The sequence below is a fragment of the Maritalea sp. genome (genome assembly GCF_051251695.1).
Classification (GTDB): Bacteria; Pseudomonadota; Alphaproteobacteria; order Rhizobiales; family Devosiaceae; genus Maritalea.
Genome location: NZ_JBPOEU010000003.1, coordinates 69,927 through 91,627 on the forward strand (window position 1 = coordinate 69,927; position 21,701 = coordinate 91,627).

Genomic DNA, 21,701 nt, shown 5'->3' on the forward strand with positions numbered 1-21,701 from the left:
TAAATGCGCCTGTCCATCGATCAAGCACAAACCTTCATGCAAGGTTACCCAACAATTGACGTTCAAATTGTGAACGTTAAAGGCTCTGCGCCCCGCGAGGTCGGCGCGTGGATGTTGGTGAACGAAACCGATATGATTGGGACCATTGGCGGTGGTCAGCTCGAATATATGATGATCGATGAAGCACGAAAAATGCTGCGGCATGACACGCCTGAAAAGACAGTGACCGTGCCACTTGGCCCTGAAATCGGGCAATGCTGTGGTGGACAGGTTGAACTGTCTCTATCAAAAATCGTAGACATAGACAGCGTGCTTGCACGGCTTGAAAGTGAACATGCGCGGGAACCTGAGGTGCTAATTTTTGGCGCAGGCCATGTGGGCAAAGCGCTGGCCAAAGCATTGACGCTTCTTCCCGTGAAACCAATCCTCATCGATCAGCGTGCGCACGAGCTTCCAATTTACGAAAATGTAGAAACGCGGCTTTCCCCATTGCCTGAAGCTGAAATCCGTTCAGCAAAGCCAGGAAGCGCGATTGTCGTTTTGACCCATGATCATGCGCTGGATTTTCTGATTTCAGGTGAAGCATTGGCGCGTGGGGACTTTGCCTATGTGGGCATGATTGGCTCCAAGACAAAACGCGCAGTATTTTCAAGTTGGCTGGGTGAGGCTTATGATGCCAAAATATCGGCAAATGAATTGGTCTGTCCGATTGGCGGGGAAGTTTCAACCGACAAACGGCCAGAAATTATTGCCGCACTCGTTGTGGCTCAAATTATCACAGCGCTATATCCAATTGAGCAATCGGGCGCACTAGAAGAATTAAAGGGAGCGCAACATGCCGAATAGCGCGATAATGTTCGAATGGCTCAGCTTTGGGGTCAGATGGTTGCATGTCATCACCGGTATCGCGTGGATCGGCTCCAGCTTTTATTTCATCGCGCTTGATTTGGGATTGCGCAAGCATGATCAATTGCCCAAGGGCGTGCAAGGCGAAGAATGGCAGGTGCATGGCGGCGGGTTCTATCATATTCAAAAATATATGGTTGCGCCGTCCAACATGCCCGAACATTTGATTTGGTTTAAATGGGAAGCCTACACCACTTGGCTATCCGGTTTTGCCATGTTGGCCATCGTTTATTATGTCGGTGCGGACCTTTATTTGATTGACCGTAATGTTTTGGACGTTTCTGCACCAGTCGGTATTACGATTTCTGTTGCATCAATTGGCCTTGGCTGGTTGATTTACGATCAACTCTGTAAATCAAAACTGGGCAAATCTGACATCGGTTTGATGTTATTTTTGTTCGTCGTTTTGGTCGCCATGGCGTGGGGATATACTCAGCTATTTACCGGCCGCGCGGCATTGCTCCACTTGGGCGCGTTTACGGCGACCATCATGTCGGCAAATGTGTTTTTCATCATTATACCGAACCAAAAAATCATCGTTGCGGACCTAAAAGCCGGAAAATCACCAGACCCGGCGTTGGGCATGCAATCCAAACAACGCTCGGTACATAACAATTATCTAACACTGCCAGTGTTGTTCTTGATGCTATCGACCCATTACCCGCTGGCGTTTGCCACCGAATATAACTGGGTGATCGCGGCACTGATCTTCTTGATCGGCGTATTGATCCGGCATCACTTCAACACCAAACAACTTAAAGGCGAAAATCTCCTTTGGCCTTGGCTCCTGTCTGCAGTGCTTTTCATCTTCATTATGTGGCTGTCCACAAACCCAAAAGTTGGCGGCATGGCTGAAGGTGATGTGGCACGTGCTCAAGCAGAAATCTACCTCGCGTCCCCCCATTTTGAAGATGCACGGGACACAGTGATGGGGCGTTGTTCCATGTGCCATACCTCAGAACCGGTTTGGGAAGGCGTCGCGCAAGCACCGAAAAATGTTCTGTTAGATAGCGACGTTGCAATCGCATCTTACGCCCATGAAATTTACATTCAGGCTGGGCGTTCCCACGCCATGCCACCGGGCAATGTAACCGATATTAGCCAAGAAGAACGCCAGTTGCTTGTCACATGGTTTGAAAGCGCAAATAAGGGCACCTAGAATGAGAGCAAAGATTTTGCGCGGACGCGTCTTGAGTTTCAATGACGCCCCAAAAGCACGCGATGACAAAGATTGTTACACCTATATTGAAGATGGTGCGTTGCTGATTGAGAACGGCAAAATCACCGCCCGTGGCGAATTTTCAGGCATCAAGAAAACGGCGCCAACAGACATAGATGTTATCGATCATAGACCGCATATTTTGATGGCGGGCTTTATCGACACCCACATTCATTTCCCTCAAATGCAGGTGTTGGCGTCCTATGCGGGTTCGCTTTTGGAATGGCTCAACACCTACACTTTCGTCGAGGAACAGCGGTTCGATGATCTCGCTCATGCCCGGAAAATTGGCAGCTCATTCTATGATGAACTGATCCGGCATGGCACAACAAGCGCGGTGACTTATTGTTCGGTTCATCCTCAGTCGGTCGATGCGTTTTTTGAAGAAGCGGCAAAGCGCAACATGCTGATGATTGGCGGCAAAGTGATGATGGATCGCGAGGCGCCTGCTTCGCTCACCGATACGCCACAATCAAGCTATGATGACACCAATGCGCTAATCGAAAAATGGCACGGCAAAGGCCGCGGACATTATGCGATTACACCTCGGTTTGCGATTACCTCAACGCCTGAGCAAATGGAAATGGCGCAAGCATTGGCAGGCGAGCATCCTGACCTGCATATCCAAACTCATTTGAGTGAAAACAAAGCCGAGATTGAATTCGCCAATTCGCTTTATCCAGATGCGGGTGATTATTTCGGCATTTATCAGCATTATGGTTTAGCTGGCGAAAAGTCTTTATTTGGCCATTGCGTACATCTCGAAGACCGAGAACGTGACGCGATGATAGAAACCAATTCTGTGGCCGTATTCTGCCCGACCTCAAACCTGTTCATTGGCTCAGGGCTTTTTGACTGGGCGCGGGTGGCTGGCCCTGAAGGAAAAGGGCGTATAGCGCTTGCAACAGACGTTGGCGGCGGCACCAATTATTCTATGTTCAGAACGCTTGATGAGGCTTACAAAATTCTCAACTTGCAAGGTCAGCGCATGAACCCGTTGACGTCGTTCTATCAAATCACATTGGGCAATGCGCGTGCCGTTTCACTGCAAGATCAAATTGGCTCGCTGGATGTGGGTACAGATGCGGATGTTGTGGTGCTGAATGCCAATGCGACACCGGCCATGCAGGTGCGTATGGAAACGGTCACCACTCTGGAAGAGGAATTATTCCTCATGCAAACAGTGGGCGATGATCGAGCAATTGTTGAGACCTATGTTGCTGGTGAGGCGTTGAAGTCAGGGCTTTGATCTCGGCTTCTGCCTTACCCTAAGTCGTTACCCTCGTGCTTGACACGAGGGTCCATGACGGGGATCTAGTCAGTGCATGGCAAAGATGGGAACAATCCTTTTCCATTGGCCACCCCACCCTCGATCCGTCCCCATCACGGGGAGGGAAGATGGTGTGCGCCCAATAAATGTGTTGCACTGACTTTCCATCCTTCGACAGGCTCAGGATGAGGTTAGAGGCTGCATCAAACATCAAACATCAAACATCAATCAACAAAGTCAAACGCATCCACATCAAAAAGCCCACGATCTGTCATTTTGAGATGCGGTATGACCGGCAGGGCGAGGAAGGCGACTTGCAAAAACGGCTCTGGCAACACACAGCCAAGATCGTGCGCAGCGGCGCGAAGTTTTTCCAATTCATGGGCGACATCTTCAAATGCCAATTCGCTCATCAAGCCGGCAATTGGTAGCGCCAATTCAGCGATCACTTTGCCTTCATTAGCAACAACAAAACCGCCGCGCATTTCAATAATCCGATTGGTGGCAACCGCCATGTCTTCATGGGTTGCGCCAATGACAGTTATATTATGACTGTCATGGCCAACCGAGGAGCCAATAGCGCCCTGTTGAAGTCCAAACCCTTTTACAAACCCATGCCCGATATTGCCGTTTTTGCCGTGTCGTTCAACAACGGAAACTTGCACTGCATCCTGTTTGACATCGGGGCAAAGAATGCCGTTTTCAACGGGCAGAACCCCTTCTTCGCGAAAGGTGAGGATCAGGCCGGGCTTTACGCCCATCATCGGCGTGAGATTGCGGCCCGGCTTAACCGGCACCTTAAAACTATCCGCAGTTTGACGTTGGGCTTTCATGGAATGCAAACCGACCGTCTCAACATGGCCGCGTTGTGCAAACCGTTCCGCTGTCACCAACGCGCCGGACATGATCACGTCCGAAACGGCGCATTCTTCCAAATTATCCAGTAACGCAAAATCTGCTTTCCAGCCCGGTGCAACCATACCTCGGTCTTTAAGGCCGAATATGCGTGCTGCAGATGTGCTGGCCGCGCGGTAAACATGATGGGTTGGACAACCCTTGGCGATGAGGCGTCGGACAAGACTGTCCAAATGACCTTCTTCGTGAATATCGAGTGGATTGCGGTCATCCGTGCAAAGCGCCATGAAGCTTGATGTATTTTGATCCAATACTTCGGCCAACGCGTTGAGGTCTTTTGAAACGGAGCCCTCCCGGATCAGGATTGCCATGCCCTTTTTAAGTTTCTCGCGCGCTTCTGCAGCGCTGGTGGCTTCATGGTCCGTGCGGATTGCAGCGGCCAAATAACCATTAAGGTCATCCCCCGACAAAAGCGGCGCATGTCCGTCGATGTGGCCATCTTGGAATGCGTGCAGTTTGTCGATCACTTCAGGTGCGGCAGCGAGAACGCCGGGGAAATTCATAAATTCGGCCAACCCAATCACGCTTGGATGGTCGCGGTAAGGAAGTAAATCTTTGATCAGCAATTCAGCGCCAGACGTTTCAAACGCTGTTGCTGGCACACATGAAGAAAGATTGATTTTGATGTCCATCACACTTCGTTCGGAACTGGCGAGGAAATATTCAATGCCCTCTTTGCCCAGAACGTTTGCGATTTCATGGGGATCACAAATCGCCGTGGTCACCCCATAGGGCAGCACGCAACGGTCAAACTCTAGCGGTGTGACGAGCGAGCTTTCAATATGCAAGTGGGTGTCGATAAAACCGGGAACGCAAAACCGCCCCGCCCCGTCGATCTCTTTTTCGCCCTCATAGGTCGAGTGGGTGCCAACAATCCTGTCGGCGACAATGGCAATATCTGATGTGGCGATTTCTCCCGTCATGACGTCCAAAAGACGAACATTTTTGATGACGAGGTCAGCGGCGATTTTGTTCGCGCCGGCCTTGATCATGCGGGAAAGGGTGGCTTTATCAATCAATGAATTGGTCATGCGCAAATATAAACTGAATGGGGAAAAAGTTCTAGACTCTAGACTGATACATTTTACCGACTGATCAAAGTAATTTGGTCAAAAGAAAAGGCGGCCCGAAGACCGCCTTTTCTTCAAAAATTTGGATTTGCCTATTGTGGCAGTTGATCGTCTACGCCTTGAACGTAGAAGTTCAAACCAAGCAAAACGCCGTCCTCAGCAATTTCGCCATCTGTCAGCCAAACGGAACCGTCTTGCTTCATAACAGGACCAGTGAAGGGGTGAAGTTCGCCAGAAGCAACCGCAGCTTCAGTTGCTTCAGCCATAGCTTTCACATCATCTGGCATATTGGTGTAGTCAGCCATTTGCAAAATGCCATCTGCCAAACCATCCCAAGTAGACTGGGTTGACCATGTGTCGTCCATCAATGCCTGGGTGCGTTTAATGTAGTAAGCGCCCCAAGTATCAATGATGGCGGTAAGTTGTGTGTTTGGACCCGCAGAAATCATGTCAGATGCTTGACCGAACGCTTTGATGCCACGCTCTTCAGCAACTTGCATTGGACCGGTTGAGTCGGTGTGCTGGGTTAAGATATCAACGCCTTGGTCGATTAGCGCTTTTGCGGCATCCGCTTCTTTACCCGCATCAAACCATGAGTTCACCCAAACAACTTTAAGTTTAAAGTCTGGATTTACGCTTTGAGCTCCCAACGTGAAGGCATTGATGCCTTGCACAACTTCAGGAATTGGGAAGGAAGCGATATAGCCAGCAACACCCTTTTTAGATGTTTTAGCCGCGATTTGGCCCTGAATATAACGTCCTTGATAAAAACGCGAATTGTAGCTGGTTACGTTTGGCGCGGTTTTATAGCCAGTTGCATGCTCAAATTTGATATCTGGAAACTTGGCTGCAACTTCCAAAGTTTGATCCATAAAGCCAAAGCTTGTTGTGAAGATCATCTTACAGCCAGAACGTGCGAAACGCTCGATAACGGCTGTTGCTTGTGGGCCTTCAGCGACGTTTTCAATAAACGGGGTTTCAATCTTATCGCCAAAATGGGCTTGTAATTCTTGTCGGCCAATATCGTGTGCTTGTGTCCAGCCACCGTCTGTTTTTGAGCCAACATAAACAAAGCAAACTTTGGTTGTGTCAGCAAAAGCGGTGGACGCCATGCCTAAGGTCATTGCCGCAACGCCAGCAAGCCCGATTATTAGTTTTTTCATGACTGTTCTCTCCTGTTAATTTTTTTCTTTAGCCAATATATGATTCTATCGGTCTGGTACAAATGGTCGTCCCAACATCGCTGGGGTGTTAATCAACGTCAGGCGCGTGTTTTGCGAAATTAAGACGAGCACGACAATGGTGGCGATGTAAGGCAAAGCCGTTAGAAGTTGCGGCGGTACTGCAACGCCAAGTGCTTGAGCGTGAAGTTGGCCAATAGACACAGCACCAAACAAATAAGCACCGGCCAAAACACGCGCTGGGCGCCAAGAGGCAAACACCACCAAGGCAAGCGCGATCCAGCCACGTCCGGCACTCATATTTTCAACCCATTGCGGCGTGTAAACAAGGGACAGATGCCCGCCGGCAAGTCCGGCACAAGCGCCACCAAACATCACCGCCAAATAACGATAACGCAAAACGGGGATGCCCAACGCATGGGCGGAAATGTGATTGTCACCAATTGAACGTAGCGTTAGTCCTGCACGGCTGTTGAACAAAAACCAACTCACCCCGATAACCAATGCGATCGACATGTAAAAAATCGGGTCTTGGCCGAACAACAGTGGCCCCACGATGGGAAGGTCTGTCAAAACCGGAATGGAAATATTGGTCAATTTCACACCAGCTTGCCCAACAAACGGTTCGCCCAAAAGTCCAGAAAGCCCAAGGCCTAAAATCGTAAGCGCCAATCCGGTCGCAACTTGATTGGCAGCAAGCGACAAGGTTAAAAAGGCGAAGGCAAGCGAAGTGATCGCACCAAAAATAATGGCGACCAAAACGCCCAACCATGGATTGCCGGTTAGATTTGCTGCAGCAAATCCTCCAACCGCACCCATAATCATCATGCCTTCAACGCCTAAGTTTAAAATGCCAGACCGTTCAACAACCAATTCGCCAATAGCCGCGATCAACAAGGGCGTGGCCGCCGTCGCGATGGTTAGAATGATAGCTTCTGTGATCCCCATCATGCAGCTCCCTTTGTCGGTGCCAGCTTCGCGCCAATAAGGCGAATGCGATAAAGGATGAGTGTGTCACACGCGAGGACAAAGAACAGAATTAGCCCCTGGAAAACACGAGCAACTTTGTCCGATACACCAAGTGAAATTTGCGCGGCCTCACCACCTAGAAACGTAAGGGCGAGGACCAGCCCGGCGATAATTGCCCCAACCGGATTCAGTCGCCCAAGAAAAGCGACAATGATAGCGGTAAAGCCGTAGCCCGGCGAAATAGTGGGTCGCAATTGACCCGTTGCGCCAGCAACTTCCACAATGCCAGCAAGCCCAGCAGTTGCGCCTGCAACGAGAAAAGCGAAAAACACCATTTTGTTGGCGTCAAATCCGGCGAAGCGGGCAGCGCGTGGACTTGCGCCAATAACTTTGACTTGAAAGCCCTTCATGGTTTTCGCCATTACCACCCAAATGATAAGCGCCACAACAATCGCAATGACAAACCCAAAGTTCGCGCGACCATCCGCTGGGATCATTTCGGGAATACGAGCAAACGCATCAAATCTGCGGGTTTCGGGAAAGTTCAGGCCTTCCGGATTACGCCACGGTCCGCGCACCATCCAATCAAGGAACAACTGCGCGATATAGACCAGCATCAAGCTGGTCAGAATTTCGTTGGTCTTGAATTTGGTTTTTAGCAAAGCAGGAATAGCCGCATAAGCCATGCCGCCCATTGCGCCCATGATAATCATTAAAGGCAATACAAATGGGCCAGTGAACTGCGGCAACATAACTGGCAAAGTCGACCCAGCCATACCCCCAATGATCATTTGCCCTTCAGCGCCAATGTTCCAATTGTTGGACTGGTAGCAAATGCAAAGTCCGGCCCCCATCAAAATCAGCGGGGCGGCCTTGATCAATAATTCATGCACGCTCCACATTTCACTTACAGGTTCGATGAAATAGGCGTACAGCGCTTGCAAAGGCGGCTTGCCCAAAATCGAAAACATAATCGCACCCGCAACCAAAGCCAGCGCGAGCCCGATAAGCGGCGACAGATAAGTCATTAAGCGCGATGGCGCGCTTCGCTTTGTAAGTTCCAGCCTCAACTTAGTTCCTTCCCCCAATGAAAAGCCGCTAACCCTATTTTTAGGCCTGTTCCAGCTCTCCACCCGTCATTTGCAACCCAATTTTGTGCCGGTCTGTCATGCGCGCCGGCACGAACGGCGACAATTTGCCTTCGCTTAGTGTGGCGATCGCATCCGACACTTCAAATAATTCATCCAGATCTTGCGAAATGACCAAAACAGCGGCGCCCTTTGCCGCTAAATCCACCAAGGTTTGGCGAATATGGGCGGCCGATCCCGCATCAACACCCCATGTGGGTTGATTAACGACAATGATCTCAGCAATCCCCATCACTTCACGCCCAAGCACAAATTTTTGTAAATTCCCGCCTGATAATGACTGCGCTGCGGGGTCAGCAGACCCTTTGCGCACATCAAAATGCTCAACAATTTGGTCTTTGATTTTGTGTGCCGCGCGACGGGAAACAAATGGTCCTGTGTTCAAATCTTTTTGCAGACCATGGCGGGTCAGAATGACATTTTCGCTCAACGAAAATTCGGGGACAGCCGCATGGCCGAGCCGTTCCTCTGAAATATACATCGCGCCCATCTTGCGGCGTTGTTGAATACCCAAATGGCCAACTTCATCGCCTTTGATCAACACATTTTCCGGCAAACTCAACCGTTCGCCCGAAATGGCGTCAAAAAGCTCGTTCTGACCATTGCCTGCAATACCCGCAATGCCGGAGATTTCACCCGCATGCAGCATCAGGTTAATGTCTTTAAGATTGGTCTCAAATCCTGTGACGCCTTCAAGATCAAGCTTTTTGACCTGCAGCATTACGTCACCATGGGCAACAGCAATATTGCGCGGCGAAATCTCGTGAATGTCAGAGCCAACCATCATTTTTGCAAGGCTGATCGGGGTTTCATCGGCTGGAACACATTCGCCAACAACTTTGCCGTGACGCAAAATGGTCGCGTTTTGGCAAAGCGCCTGCACTTCTGCCAATTTGTGCGAGATGTAAAGGATCGCTTTGCCTTCATCCGATAGACGGCGCAGCACTTTAAACAGGTCTTCTGCTTCTTGCGGGGTGAGCACAGAAGTTGGCTCGTCCATAATGATGAGTTTAGGTTTTTGCAAAAGGCAGCGCACAATCTCTACCCGCTGGCGTTCACCAACCGAAAGGTCGTGGATGCGCGCATCCGCCTTAAGCGGCAAGCCGTACGATGTTGAGATTTCTTCAAGCTCTTTGCTCACCTGGCGCAAAGATTTTCCCGGCGGCAGCGCAAGGGCGACATTTTCCGCCACTGTAAGTGCATCGAACAGCGAAAAATGTTGGAACACCATGCCAATGCCCAAATCCCGCGCGGCGGCTGGGTTGGGAATGTGTACACCATTGCCTTGCCAGACAACACGACCTTCGTCGGGCTGCAAACTGCCATAAAGCATCTTAACCAGCGTGGATTTCCCCGCGCCATTTTCCCCCAAAAGGGCATGAATTTCCCCGGCTTGGATTTCCAGCGAAATTTGGTCATTTGCTTTAAATGATCCGTAGTATTTTGAAATGCCTTCTAAATTTAGAAGGACGTCCCCCTCAGTCAATGCAGTACTCCACATTCCTCCCGAATATGAGGTAAAGTATGTCGGCAATGATTTAAAGTAGCAAGGGGAGTTTAGCGTTCCTGTGGAATTTTTTTATCAAAAAGTCAAAAATTGTTACTTTCCAACCATGTCTCATACCGCAAAAGCACTTGCTTGGGGCAGCAATTGGTTGGTTTTTTCATGGAAAATGGCGATGAGTGTCGGGCCTATTGGTTTTCGATAGACCCTATCGGCATAAGTTGAGCATTTCATTGGAGATGCCCAAAATGCTGCCTGAACGAAGACGCGCCGATTGCAATTGCTCGTGGCTTGATTGCATGGAGTTGCCCAAAGCCGTGAGTTCACGACCAACAGATTGCGCAGCTTGTTGATTTTCCGCAATAGGGCCACTCATCGTCTCGATATCTTTGACCAGTTGGCTGACAGAACGCACCAATTCATTTAGCTGATCGCTGGTGTTTTTCGTAGCGTCGGCGTCATCAACCACACCTTTTGCCAATTCATCGCTTTCGCTGCTGCGCGTTTGCACATTTGCCAATATTTCGGCGAGCGTTTCAAGGTTCTCAGAGTTCTGCGCAGCAAAGCCTTGAATTTCGTCGGCCAATCTTTTTACCGCCGTCGCGATGATCGCAAAACCTTTGCCTTTTTCACCTGCACGCGCAGCTTCAACGCTGGCATTAAGAGAAAGCAATTGAGTTTCTCGAGCTATTTGCGAAATTGAAACAGAGGTAACCTGAACTTTTTTCACGGTTTCATCAATTGAGCCCAACGTATCTTTGAACCCGATTGCATTGTTGCTGAGGTGACCCAATTTAACGGCACTAGCCTCAACACATGTTGCGATTTTTTCGGCACTATTGCTCAAAATCGTGCGGGTTTGGTCTGCTGTTTGTTGGGTTTCTGCCATACAAGAAGAAAGCTTATTGTTGCTTTGATCCATATTGCGCGTTGCGCCGATCGCCGCGCGTAATAACTTTGCCTGCGCTTTGCCGATATCATCCAAGTCGCCCAAAATGGTTTTCACATCAAGGGCTTCGGCGTTCAGTTTTGAAGCGCTTTGGCTAAATGCGTCAGGCTCGTTGTGATCATGGGAAAGGCGATTTTGCATAGTGGTTTCTCCAACCGTTGCCGGAGAATGTCCCAATATAGGTAATAATTCGTTTACGAATTAGAGATGGGGTCAGCAAACCCCATCCCAAGAATTTATTGAGCTATGAAAAGATCATCAGTGGCGTTTCCAGCAGTGACTTGATGCGCTGAATAAATATTGCAGCGTCCCACCCATCAACAACCCGATGATCAAAACTCGACGACAGGTTCATTTTTTGACGGGGCACAAATTTTTCGCCATCCCAATGCGGTTTGGTTTCCATTTTATTGACCCCGATAATCGCCACTTCCGGATGATTGATCACTGGTGTGGTGACAACACCACCCATTTTGCCCAGCGAAGTAATGGTGATTGTTGAACCAATCAGTTCTTCGCGTTTGGCTGTATTTTCGCGGGCGGCTTGAGCAAGGCGCGCCACTTCGCCCGCACTTGCCCAAAGCCCAAGTGATTGCACATTTTTAACGACGGGCACCATCAGGCCGTTGTCCGTCTGTGCCGCAATGCCAATATTGACGTCTTTATGTTGATGGATAATCCCATTTTCATCATCATAATGCGCGTTAAGTCCGGGCTGATCCGCAATGGCCAAAACCATCGCTCGCATCAAAAACGGCAACAGGCTGAGCTTTTGTTGATGCGCCTCGCGTGAACCATTGAGATTTTTGCGCAAGGCTTCTAGTTCGGTCACATCGATCTCTTCCACATAGGTGATATGGGGAATACGGGATTTGGCGATGCTCATTTGCTCGGCGATTTTTCGCCTTAAGCCAATGACCTTTATCTCGCGGGTCTCAGCACCTGCTGGTTTGTTATAAGGCGAAGTTGTGATGGCGTTGGTTGATTGTAAACTCACCAAATGCCGGTCGAGATCTTCGTGGGTGACGATCCCATCTGGACCTGTGCCCTTAAACGTTGAAAGATCAATATTAAGAAACACGCCGCGTTTGCGCACCGCAGGCGAAGCCAAAAACTTGCCTTGCGGGGCCGGAGCTAATGTTTGGCGTGATGGCGAAATATCGCTTTTCTCAGAAGGTGTTGCAACTTCTTGAGAAGCTGCAACAGGTGCTGAGGAGGTATCTTCAACTTCTTCAGTAGCGTCATCATTATCATCGCCGATAATGGTGATTTTGATGAGATCGGAGCCAACAATTACCGTGTCGCCGATTTCTGCCCCAAGCCATGAAATTGTGCCTTGCACCGGAGAGGGGATTTCAACAGTGGCTTTGTCGGTCATCACCGCGCCAATCACATCGTCTTCAGCAACCACATCGCCGACATTCACGCTCCATTCAACCAGTTCCGCTTCAGCTACACCTTCGCCCACATCGGGCAGTTTAATGACATGCGTCCCCATTATTTTGCCTCCAATGTTGCTTTAAGCGCTTTGCCCACACGTTTAGGTCCCGGGAAATAGTCCCATTCTTGAGCGTGGGGATAGGGCGTATCCCAGCCTGCAACCCGTTTGACGGGGGCCTCAAGTGAATAAAAACAATGTTGTTGCACCAAAGCGCACAGTTCTGCACCAAAGCCAGACGTAAGGGTTGCTTCGTGAACGACAACGCAGCGTCCGGTCTTTTCGACCGATTTCGTTATGGTGTCCAAATCAAGCGGCAACAAGCTGCGCAAATCAATGATTTCCGCATCAATGCCTTGTTCTTTCGCTGCTGCTTCGGCAACAAAAACCATGGTGCCATAGGCCAGAATTGTGACCTCAGTACCTGCTCTCACTATATTCGCCTTACCAATAGGCAGGCGGTAATGGCCTTCTGGAACCTCCCCCATTGGATGCTTCGCCCATGGGGTCACCGCTTCTTCGTGATGCCCATCAAACGGCCCGTTATAGAGCCTCTTAGGCTCCAAAAAAATCACTGGGTCATCGTCTTCAATCGCCGCAATCAGCAATCCTTTTGCATCATATGGATTAGACGGAATAACCGTTTTTAGTCCGCTCACATGGGTGAAAATGGCTTCAGGGCTTTGCGAGTGGGTCTGTCCACCAAAAATGCCACCGCCTGTTGGCATCCGAACAACCATCGGGCACGTAAACTCGCCGTTGGACCGATGCCGCATCCTTGCGGCTTCGGAAACAAGCTGATCATAGGCGGGGAGTACATAGTCGGCGAACTGAATTTCAATGCAGGGGCGTTTTCCGTAGGTCGCCATGCCAATGCCAGCACCGACAATGGCGCTTTCATTGATCGGCGCATCAAAACACCGTTCCTTACCATATTTTTGCTGAAGACCATGGGTGCAACGGAATACGCCGCCGAAATAGCCAACATCCTCGCCAAAGACGACCACGTCTTCGTCTTGGCCCATTTTCACGTCCATCGCATCGCGGATGGCCTCAATCATTGTCATACGTGCCATGATTTAGCCCTGCCTCTCAAATTCAATGCGCTGACGCACCAAATGCTCGGGCATTTCTTTATAAACGCCTTCAAACATTTTCTCTGCACCTGGGCCATGTCCCTTATTCAGGGTGCCATATTTTTCTGCTTCTTTTTGGGTCGCGATTATTTCGCTCTCGATCTGAGCTTGGGCTTGAACGTGGCGCTCCTCGGTCCAATCGGAACTTGCGATTAGATGCCTTTTTAACCGCTCAATCGGGTCACCCAAAGGCCATGCATCGGACTCCATTTGTGGTCGATAGGCGCTGGGATCATCCGATGTGGAGTGGGCTGCAACCCGATATGTCACCCACTCAATCAGCGTGGGACCAAGGTTTTTACGAGCCCGTTCGGTGGCCCATTTTGAAGCAGCCAATACGGCCAAATAGTCATTGCCGTCGACCCGGATCGAAGGGAACCCATAGCCAAGGGCACGGGCGGCAAATGTGGTGTTTTGACTGCCAGCAATCGCGTTTGAAGAAGAAATCGCCCATTGGTTATTGACGATGTTCATCACAACCGGGGGTCTATAAACTGATGCAAAAAGCATACCGGAGTGAAAGTCTGTTTCCGCGGTTGACCCATCGCCGATCCATGCGGAGGCGATTTTGTCATCGCCGGAAATCGCAGATGCCATTGCCCAGCCAACAGCTTGAATATATTGGGTACCTAAATTGCCTGAAATGGTGAAAAACCCATGTTCTTTATATGAATAAAGAGCAGGCAATTGATGGCCATCAAGCGGGTCTTTTTCGTTCGAATAGATTTGGCACATCATATCGAACAAGGATGCTTCAGCCGCAATCAGCAATCCCTGTTGGCGGTAGGTGGGAAAGTTCATATCGCCGGGCTTCAACATGCGCTGGAAGCCGGTGGCGATGGCTTCTTCACCCGTGCATTGAACGTAAAACGATGTTTTGCCCTGCCGCTGCGCGGTTTGCATTCGTTGATCAAAAGTGCGCGTGACCATCATGTCTTTAAGGCCGCGCATCATTGTTTCATTGTTGAGGTCGTCCCCCAAATAGTCAGCCCATGGGCCAACTGCTTCCCCATTTCGGTCCAACACCCGCACAATGGAATAGGCCATGTCGCGCATGTCCTCTGCCTTCGTATCGATGTCAGGGCAGCGGGTGGCACCGGCCTGCGGGATATTGATGTGGGAGAAATCTGGCTTGTCGCCCGGACGCCCCGGAGGTTCCGGGATGTGAATGCTGAGCGGGCCTTTTGACCCTTTGTTGTCCTGTTCCGCCATAATTCCTCCAAGCCCGCCGCTTTGGATCACGCATTGTGACCAAAATCTGCGCCAATTTAGGGGAGTTGAATGTCAGTAATCCGACGTCATTTATCCTTAGCTCCCCCACACAAGCATTATTGCGCAATGTGAACGCGCTTTTTCACTAAAGTTCAGCATACAAATGCAAGTTTTTGGCTATTATGGCCAAAAATGATAGGTCAAACAGGAATAAACTAATGCTAGATGCTATTGATAGAAAGATAATCTCTATATTGCAGCAAGAGGGGCGGATTCGCACGATTGATTTGGCTGAAAAGGTTGGACTGTCGCCCACGCCCTGTGCCCGGCGCATTGTCAAGCTTGAGGAAGATGGCGTTATTACGGGCTATACCGCAACGGTAAACCAGGATCGTTTGGGATTGCCCATTTCCATTTTCGTTTCAGTGGAGTTGGAAAATCAGGGCGCGGAAGCACTAGCGCGGTTTGAAAGCGAGGTAATCACTTTTGAAGAAATCATGGAGTGTTTCATCATGACCGGCTCGCAAGATTTTCTGATGCGGGTGGTGGCAGCTGATCTGGCGTCCTATGAACAATTTTTGCAGGATAAACTCACCAGAGTTCCCGGCATCCGCATGATCCGCTCTCGTTTTGCGCTGCGCCGGATTGTTAAGCGCAACAGGTTGCCAGACCTTTCCGGATCATAAACCAATCCAACGAATTCCCAACGCACGACATTGATAATTGTGTAAAATGCCTAAGCACATGCCAAGGCATGCGAACAATTTTTGTTTTTTTACTTGAAGTCTTAGGTGTAGTGCATATATAACACACCAATACAGTAATGCGAGATCGCGGCGGTGTGGGATTGGAGAAAATTGACTCTAGCCCCCGTGTTGCCTCATAATCTTTGCTACTGTTCAGGTGATCAGTGTCTGCCAACCCTTTGTCACAATTGGTTGTTAGGAAACGCTGATCTAAACACGGTCAAGCCGCTTTGGTCTTTGAAAATGGCCAGCGCTTTTTTGAATTTGGGAAGCCGTCAATCATGCAAAATACTAAATCTCGTGGGGCAAATGGCCTCAAAACCATCCTGCTGGCAGGGGTCGCGACCTTAGCTCTTGGTGCAAATGTTACATTGGCGCAGGACAGCAATACGTCGACGCCAACAACCAAGTCTGAAACCCTAACCTCTTCAGCTGTTAAGTTTAGCTTAGACGTCGGCGCGATCGATGTGGTTGAATCTAATGTAGATGCAGAGACAATTCGCAGCATCATTTCAGGCGAATTGGTTGAAAACGCACAAGCCTTGGCAGGATTGACTGCAAAAAGCATCTTCATCCCTGAAATCAAAGTAACCTACAACGTTGAAGTTGATGGCGAAGCGACAGACAGTGTTTTTACTTTCAAAAACATTGCATTGACCAATGTGAAGAACGGTATCGCGCAAACCGCATCAATGGAAACGATTGATGGCACAATCAAGCCGCCTAAAGGGTCTCTGGACGCAGAATTGATCAGCGACATGGACGACGATAAGGTCAAATTTAGTTTTGGCCAATCAACCATCACTCAATTCAATCTTGGTGCTTTGCTAAACGCATATGGGCTGATCACCCCAAGTAGCAATGAAATGGTGCGGGTCTATCAAGATTACATCGTTGCTGGCGGCACATTGGATGCAGGGCCACTCCATTGCGATATCGGCAAATACCAGTCAGGTGAATACCGCGCCCGGGCGATGAAAGTATCTTACCCTGAGCTAATGGTTTTGGCGACGGAAATGGAGACCAACGATAATCCTTCACCTGACCAAATCGTCAAGTTTTTGGATTTCTACGCGGATATGCTTTACGCATTCGAATCTTCACCAGTAACATTTGACGGTCTAACATGTGCTGGCGAAAAAGACGGTACTGCGGTTGACATTAAAATGGGTGAAACCGTGATGGGCGCCATGGGCAACGGCGTTTATCCAGAGATCTCAATCAGCGATCTGGAAGTTAAAGTCTCAGGCGAAGACAATGTTGACTTTAAACTCGGCAATTTCACCGTCAAGCAAATCGATTTCGCACCAACCGTCGCGGCTTACAGAGCCATCGAAGACATTTCGGCGCTTGACAAAGATTGGTTTGAAGAAAATTTCCGCACATTTATTCCAGCCTTTGACGGGTTCTCCATGTCGGGTTTCTTTGCGGACGTGCCGGATGGAGATTCAGGTGAGCAAGTTGTCGTTGAAATAGAAAATTTTGACGTTAGTCTTCACAATTATGTAAATGGTATTCCAGCAGACATCTCACTTTCTGCAGCTGGTCTAAAAGTTGACTTGCCGAAAAACTCAGGCGAAAAAAGCGTTAAGCAATTACGGGACTTGGGCCTTGAGCGTATTAATGTGGGTTACGATGTGACCTTAAATTGGGACGAAGCTACCCAAGTTATTAATGTGGCACGGCTGATGTTTACCGGTGAAAAACTGGGTACTGTTGACGTGTCAGGCCAGTTGGTTGGCGCAAGCAAAGAATTGTTTGCCACTGACCCACAAATGGCAATGATCGCTGCGCTAGGGCTTGGCATTAAAGAGTTGGACATGAATTTGGACAACCAAGGCTTCCTTGATATTGCTTTAGCGCAAGCTGCCGCAGAACAAGGTGCGCCAGTTGACGCATTCCAAACTCAAATCTCAGCGCTTGCAAAAGGCATGATTGTTGGGCTGCTGGGCGGTGTTGATCAAGCGGTTGATCTTGGCGATGCGGTTTCCGGTTTCCTTTCTGGTGATGCCAAGAAGGTAAACATCAAAGTCACTTCAAAATCTGCAAGTGGTGTTGGTGCGCCGCAAGTGATGGCGTTGCAATCTGATCCAACTAAGGTTCTTGAATTGGTTGATATCCAATCAAGCGCTCAATAAGCCAAATAGGCTTTAAGAAAAATTTGAAGGCCGCCCTGAAAGGGGCGGCTTTTTTTGTTGGATGCCCCTACTTTTTGTATTCAAACTCAAGCTTACTCAACACCATTTGTGTTTAACCAACTTCCGTGTTAAATAAACGAACGTTCATTTAATTCGTGTGTGGAATACACAGTGAGAAGGTGATGAAATAGTATGGCGCGAACCGCAGGTTCAAACGGGCAAGAAACGGCATCTCGTATTGATGATGTTGCGCTAAGTTTGTTTGCGCAAAAGGGTTATGCCGCTGTATCCATGCGTGAAATCGCAAGGGAAGTTGGCGTACAAGCTGGCGCGCTTTATAATTACAGCCCCAACAAGCAAGATTTGCTCGCGCGCTTGATGAGCGAGCATATGGATGATTTGCTTGAGGCTTGGCACAAAGAAAACCAGGACAACTTTTCGCCAATTGATGCGCTTAAGGCTTTTGTCCTGTTCCACATTCGCTATCACGTGTCGCGTCCAGACCATGTTTTCATTTCCTATATGGAACTGCGCAATCTAGAGCCGGATAATTTCAAAAAAATTGAAGCACTGCGCCGCCAATATGAGCAAGAACTAAAACTCATTCTGGAGCGCGGGCAAAAGGACGCCAGCTTTAACATTGCCGATGTACACGTCGCAGCAATGGCCATTTTGGCGCAACTGACCGGCGTCACCACTTGGTATCGCGCCAAGGGGCGCCTTAGCCAAACAACAATCGAAGACATTTACATTCAGCTTGTGTGCCAAAGCGTTGGTGTGCATTCATAAAAGGAAATTTAGCCATGTTCACTACAGAAATGAATTTTGCCCTCGGCGAAGATTTAGAAGCATTGCGCGGTATGGTGCACCGGTTTGCCCAAGACCGCATTGCGCCAATGGCGGCTCAAATTGACGAAACAAACCAGTTCCCGAATGAACTTTGGAAAGAATTCGGCGAACTTGGTCTTTTGGGGGTAACGGTTTCAGAACAATATGGCGGCGCAAATATGGGCTATCTCGCCCAATGTATCATTGTTGAAGAACTTAGCCGCGCGTCGGCATCGGTTGGTCTTTCTTATGGTGCCCATTCAAACCTTTGCGTGAACCAAATTTTCCGCAACGGTAACGATGAGCAAAAAACGAAATATCTGCCGAAGCTGATTTCAGGTGAGCATGTCGGTGCGCTGGCCATGTCAGAACCCGGTGCGGGATCTGATGTTGTTTCGATGCAACTCAAAGCCGAGGCGGCGCAGGGCGGCTATTTACTTAACGGCAACAAGATGTGGATCACCAATGGGCCAGACGCAGATACGTTGGTTGTCTACGCAAAAACTGACCCAGATGCTGGATCAAAAGGCATGACAGCCTTCATCGTTCAAAAGGACTTTGACGGTTTTTCCACCGCGCAAAAACTCGACAAATTGGGTATGCGGGGCTCAAACACCTGCGAATTGGTGTTTAAAGACTGCTTCGTGCCCGAAGAAAACGTGCTTGGCGAAGTGGGCAAAGGCGTGCGGGTTTTAATGTCTGGCCTGGACTATGAACGGGTTGTTCTTGCCGCCGGTCCCGTCGGCATTATGCATGCCGTATTGGATGTTGTGGTGCCCTATGTGCATGAGCGCAAACAGTTTGGCCAAGCGATTGGTGAGTTCCAATTGGTGCAGGGCAAATTAGCAGATGTTTACACAACCATGAACGCTTCGCGTGCCTATGTTTACGCGGTGGCGCAAGCCTGTGATCGGGGCGAAACCACCCGCAAAGATGCAGCAGGTTGCATTCTCTATTCCGCGGAAAAAGCTACTCAATGTGCGTTGGATGGCATCCAGCTGTTGGGCGGTAACGGCTACATCAACGAATATCCAACGGGTCGCTTGTTGCGAGATGCTAAACTCTACGAAATTGGCGCAGGCACCAGCGAAATTCGCCGGATGTTGATCGGTCGCGAAATGTTCAGCGAATCTAAGTAGCTGACAAGTTAGGAGCATTTTTATGCCGGTCATCAAATCGCAAATTTCGACAAAATCTGATCAGTTTGTTGCCAACAGACAAGCGCTTGAAAGCCAAATGGCTGATATCGCAGCGGCCACAGAATTGGCGCGGCTAGGCGGTGGCGAACGTTCACGTGAACGACACCTATCGCGCGGAAAGTTATTGCCCAGAGATCGGGTGACCAAATTACTTGATCCCGGCTCTCCATTTTTGGAAGTTGGCCCAACAGCTGCACATGGCCTATATGACGGCGCGGCACCGGGCGCAGGCCTGATCACTGGTATTGGCCGTGTCGAGGGCCAAGAAGTGATGGTGGTGTGTAATGACGCCACGGTGAAGGGCGGGACTTACTACCCAGCGACGGTCAAAAAGCATTTGAGGGCGCAAGAAATCGCGCTGGAGAATAATTTACCCTGCGTCTATTTGGTGGATAGCGGCGGGGCAAACTTACCCAATCAAGACGAAGTTTTTGCCGATCGCGATCATTTTGGTCGCATCTTTTTCAACCAAGCCAATATGTCCGCACGCGGCATTCCTCAGATCGCTGTGGTAATGGGATCGTGTACCGCAGGCGGTGCTTATGTACCGGCCATGTCGGACGAAACGATCATCGTAAAAGAACAGGGCACGATTTTCCTGGCCGGCCCGCCATTGGTTAAAGCGGCCACCGGCGAAGTGGTGAGTGCGCAAGATTTAGGTGGTGGTGATGTTCACACAAGACTGTCAGGCGTTGCCGACCATTTGGCTGAAAATGATCAACATGCGCTGGAACTTGCGCGCAAAGCTGTCGCGCACCTCAATCGTCAAAAGCCCAACCAGTTGCTGATGCAGACTTCTGAGGCTCCGCTTTATGACCCTGATGAGATTATTGGCGTTGTGCCGGGTGATTTGAAAACACCCTATGACATTCGCGAAGTGATTGCGCGCGTAGTCGATGGGTCGCGGTTTGAAGAGTTTAAAGCCCGTTACGGCATTACCCTAATATGTGGTTTCGCCCATATTCACGGCATGCCCGTGGGTATTATCGCCAATAATGGCGTGTTGTTTTCTGAAAGCGCACAAAAAGGCGCTCACTTTGTTGAACTGTGCTCGCAACGCAAAATTCCGCTGGTGTTTTTGCAAAACATCACCGGCTTCATGGTCGGCAAGAAATACGAAAACGAAGGTATCGCCAAACATGGCGCGAAACTGGTTACCGCCGTCGCCACGACTTCAGTGCCAAAAATCACAGTGCTGGTTGGCGGCTCGTTCGGCGCTGGCAATTACGGCATGTGTGGCCGTGCATACTCGCCGCGTTTTTTATGGACGTGGCCGAACTCACGCATTTCAGTGATGGGCGGCGAACAAGCGGCTGGCGTGCTTGCGACGGTCAAACGTGATGGCTATGAGCGAAAAGGCGAAGACTGGTCCCAAGAAGATGAGGCGGCATTCAAACAACCAATCATTGATCAGTTCGAAACCCAATCCCATCCGCTTTATGCGTCTGCGCGGCTTTGGGATGATGGCATCATCCACCCCGCCCGCACCCGTGATCAGCTTGGCCTGTCACTATCCGCAACCCTAAACGCCCAAATTGCCGACACGCAATTCGGCATTTTCAGGATGTAAATGATGCGATTTCGTGGGCAAATTCAAGACGCCTTTATGTTCCGTGAGCGCAAGGGACTAGTTCTATCGCTAACCAACATTGAAGGATTGCCGGAGATCGGCATGCATGTGAGTATTTTGGGGGAAATCAGAAAAATCATCGAAATCGGGCGCAACTCTACGGATGGGAATGCTGTTTCATATCGGAGTTGTCTGACAGGGCAGCCCGTGCCCGCATACGGATCAATCGGCGTTGACTGGAACGAAAGCGATGTGGACGCAATAGGATTGCGCGATCAATGGGTGGAGGAGGAAACTCAATGA

18 protein-coding genes are annotated in these 21,701 nt (G+C 49.7%); 9 read left to right on the forward strand and 9 right to left on the reverse strand.

Going from position 1 to position 21,701, the window contains the following annotated elements; genetic code table 11:
- Positions 1–3: 3 nt before the first annotated feature.
- From xdhC to guaD, 3 genes are read left to right on the forward strand one after another with little or no spacing between them, the layout of a single operon-like run.
- Positions 4–846, forward strand: a complete 843-nt coding sequence (xdhC, locus tag ACSHWX_RS02225; protein WP_435666549.1) for a xanthine dehydrogenase accessory protein XdhC — start codon at positions 4–6, stop codon at positions 844–846.
- Entirely contained in the window at positions 836–2,065 is a 1,230-nt protein-coding gene (locus ACSHWX_RS02230; RefSeq protein WP_435666550.1) for a urate hydroxylase PuuD, read from the forward strand. The genes xdhC and ACSHWX_RS02230 overlap by 11 nt, the downstream gene beginning before the upstream one ends.
- Position 2,066: 1 nt before the next feature.
- Entirely contained in the window at positions 2,067–3,374 is a 1,308-nt protein-coding gene (guaD, locus tag ACSHWX_RS02235; protein WP_435666551.1) for a guanine deaminase, read from the forward strand.
- A gap of 245 nt (positions 3,375–3,619) precedes the next feature.
- Here guaD and ade read toward each other — a convergent pair whose 3' ends face one another.
- The 9 genes from ade to ACSHWX_RS02280 form a co-directional block, all read right to left on the reverse strand.
- Positions 3,620–5,341: an adenine deaminase gene (gene ade, locus ACSHWX_RS02240; protein WP_435666552.1), complete on the reverse strand. Its 1,722-nt coding sequence runs from the start codon at positions 5,339–5,341 to the stop codon at positions 3,620–3,622.
- 131 nt (positions 5,342–5,472) lie between these two features.
- The gene (locus tag ACSHWX_RS02245; protein WP_435666553.1) at positions 5,473–6,543 is read right to left on the reverse strand and encodes a BMP family ABC transporter substrate-binding protein; all 1,071 of its coding nucleotides are present in this window, start codon (positions 6,541–6,543) and stop codon (positions 5,473–5,475) included.
- Positions 6,544–6,588: 45 nt separating this feature from the next.
- Positions 6,589–7,509, reverse strand: a complete 921-nt coding sequence (locus ACSHWX_RS02250; protein WP_435666637.1) for an ABC transporter permease — start codon at positions 7,507–7,509, stop codon at positions 6,589–6,591.
- Entirely contained in the window at positions 7,509–8,600 is a 1,092-nt protein-coding gene (locus ACSHWX_RS02255) for an ABC transporter permease (RefSeq protein WP_435666554.1), read from the reverse strand. The genes ACSHWX_RS02250 and ACSHWX_RS02255 overlap by 1 nt, the downstream gene beginning before the upstream one ends.
- 40 nt (positions 8,601–8,640) lie before the next feature.
- Positions 8,641–10,179, reverse strand: coding sequence for an ABC transporter ATP-binding protein (locus ACSHWX_RS02260; protein WP_435666555.1), 1,539 nt, complete (start codon positions 10,177–10,179; stop codon positions 8,641–8,643).
- A 211-nt stretch (positions 10,180–10,390) separates the two neighbouring features.
- Positions 10,391–11,272 (reverse strand): methyl-accepting chemotaxis protein, encoded by an 882-nt coding sequence (locus tag ACSHWX_RS02265; RefSeq protein WP_435666556.1) that lies wholly within the window; start codon positions 11,270–11,272, stop codon positions 10,391–10,393.
- A 103-nt stretch (positions 11,273–11,375) separates the two neighbouring features.
- Positions 11,376–12,629 carry a dihydrolipoamide acetyltransferase family protein gene (locus ACSHWX_RS02270; protein WP_435666557.1) on the reverse strand — a complete coding sequence of 418 codons (1,254 nt, stop codon included), beginning with the start codon at positions 12,627–12,629 and terminating at the stop codon, positions 11,376–11,378.
- Positions 12,629–13,645, reverse strand: coding sequence for an alpha-ketoacid dehydrogenase subunit beta (locus ACSHWX_RS02275; protein ID WP_435666558.1), 1,017 nt, complete (start codon positions 13,643–13,645; stop codon positions 12,629–12,631). Before ACSHWX_RS02275 ends, ACSHWX_RS02270 begins: the two co-directional genes overlap by 1 nt.
- A gap of 3 nt (positions 13,646–13,648) precedes the next feature.
- On the reverse strand, positions 13,649–14,917 hold the full coding sequence (locus tag ACSHWX_RS02280) for a 3-methyl-2-oxobutanoate dehydrogenase (2-methylpropanoyl-transferring) subunit alpha (protein WP_435666559.1): 1,269 nt from the start codon (positions 14,915–14,917) through the stop codon (positions 13,649–13,651).
- Positions 14,918–15,135: 218 nt separating this feature from the next.
- Between ACSHWX_RS02280 and ACSHWX_RS02285 the strand changes: the two genes are divergently transcribed.
- The 6 genes from ACSHWX_RS02285 (at position 15,136) to ACSHWX_RS02310 (ending at position 21,701) form a co-directional block, all read left to right on the forward strand.
- Entirely contained in the window at positions 15,136–15,603 is a 468-nt protein-coding gene (locus ACSHWX_RS02285; protein ID WP_435666560.1) for an Lrp/AsnC family transcriptional regulator, read from the forward strand.
- Positions 15,604–15,944: 341 nt separating this feature from the next.
- The gene (locus ACSHWX_RS02290; RefSeq protein ID WP_435666561.1) at positions 15,945–17,801 is read left to right on the forward strand and encodes a hypothetical protein; all 1,857 of its coding nucleotides are present in this window, start codon (positions 15,945–15,947) and stop codon (positions 17,799–17,801) included.
- Positions 17,802–17,993: 192 nt separating this feature from the next.
- Positions 17,994–18,590, forward strand: a complete 597-nt coding sequence (locus tag ACSHWX_RS02295) for a TetR/AcrR family transcriptional regulator (protein WP_435666562.1) — start codon at positions 17,994–17,996, stop codon at positions 18,588–18,590.
- Positions 18,591–18,619: 29 nt separating this feature from the next.
- Entirely contained in the window at positions 18,620–19,768 is a 1,149-nt protein-coding gene (locus tag ACSHWX_RS02300; RefSeq protein WP_435666638.1) for an isovaleryl-CoA dehydrogenase, read from the forward strand.
- A gap of 22 nt (positions 19,769–19,790) precedes the next feature.
- The gene (locus tag ACSHWX_RS02305) at positions 19,791–21,398 is read left to right on the forward strand and encodes a carboxyl transferase domain-containing protein (RefSeq protein WP_435666563.1); all 1,608 of its coding nucleotides are present in this window, start codon (positions 19,791–19,793) and stop codon (positions 21,396–21,398) included.
- Positions 21,399–21,701 carry a hypothetical protein gene (locus ACSHWX_RS02310; RefSeq protein ID WP_435666564.1) on the forward strand — a complete coding sequence of 101 codons (303 nt, stop codon included), beginning with the start codon at positions 21,399–21,401 and terminating at the stop codon, positions 21,699–21,701.

What these genes read in the sequence shown, in the direction of transcription:
- xdhC (WP_435666549.1), top strand. Translation starts at nt 4, where the DNA reads ATGCGCCTGTCCATCGATCAAGCACAAACCTTCATGCAAGGTTACCCA.
- ACSHWX_RS02230 (WP_435666550.1), top strand. Translation starts at nt 836, where the DNA reads ATGCCGAATAGCGCGATAATGTTCGAATGGCTCAGCTTTGGGGTCAGA.
- guaD (WP_435666551.1), top strand. Translation starts at nt 2,067, where the DNA reads ATGAGAGCAAAGATTTTGCGCGGACGCGTCTTGAGTTTCAATGACGCC.
- ade (WP_435666552.1), bottom strand. Translation starts at nt 5,341, where the DNA reads ATGACCAATTCATTGATTGATAAAGCCACCCTTTCCCGCATGATCAAG.
- ACSHWX_RS02245 (WP_435666553.1), bottom strand. Translation starts at nt 6,543, where the DNA reads ATGAAAAAACTAATAATCGGGCTTGCTGGCGTTGCGGCAATGACCTTA.
- ACSHWX_RS02250 (WP_435666637.1), bottom strand. Translation starts at nt 7,509, where the DNA reads ATGGGGATCACAGAAGCTATCATTCTAACCATCGCGACGGCGGCCACG.
- ACSHWX_RS02260 (WP_435666555.1), bottom strand. Translation starts at nt 10,179, where the DNA reads ATGTGGAGTACTGCATTGACTGAGGGGGACGTCCTTCTAAATTTAGAA.
- ACSHWX_RS02265 (WP_435666556.1), bottom strand. Translation starts at nt 11,272, where the DNA reads ATGCAAAATCGCCTTTCCCATGATCACAACGAGCCTGACGCATTTAGC.
- ACSHWX_RS02270 (WP_435666557.1), bottom strand. Translation starts at nt 12,629, where the DNA reads ATGGGGACGCATGTCATTAAACTGCCCGATGTGGGCGAAGGTGTAGCT.
- ACSHWX_RS02275 (WP_435666558.1), bottom strand. Translation starts at nt 13,645, where the DNA reads ATGGCACGTATGACAATGATTGAGGCCATCCGCGATGCGATGGACGTG.
- ACSHWX_RS02280 (WP_435666559.1), bottom strand. Translation starts at nt 14,917, where the DNA reads ATGGCGGAACAGGACAACAAAGGGTCAAAAGGCCCGCTCAGCATTCAC.
- ACSHWX_RS02285 (WP_435666560.1), top strand. Translation starts at nt 15,136, where the DNA reads ATGCTAGATGCTATTGATAGAAAGATAATCTCTATATTGCAGCAAGAG.
- ACSHWX_RS02290 (WP_435666561.1), top strand. Translation starts at nt 15,945, where the DNA reads ATGCAAAATACTAAATCTCGTGGGGCAAATGGCCTCAAAACCATCCTG.
- ACSHWX_RS02295 (WP_435666562.1), top strand. Translation starts at nt 17,994, where the DNA reads ATGGCGCGAACCGCAGGTTCAAACGGGCAAGAAACGGCATCTCGTATT.
- ACSHWX_RS02300 (WP_435666638.1), top strand. Translation starts at nt 18,620, where the DNA reads ATGAATTTTGCCCTCGGCGAAGATTTAGAAGCATTGCGCGGTATGGTG.
- ACSHWX_RS02305 (WP_435666563.1), top strand. Translation starts at nt 19,791, where the DNA reads ATGCCGGTCATCAAATCGCAAATTTCGACAAAATCTGATCAGTTTGTT.
- ACSHWX_RS02310 (WP_435666564.1), top strand. Translation starts at nt 21,399, where the DNA reads ATGATGCGATTTCGTGGGCAAATTCAAGACGCCTTTATGTTCCGTGAG.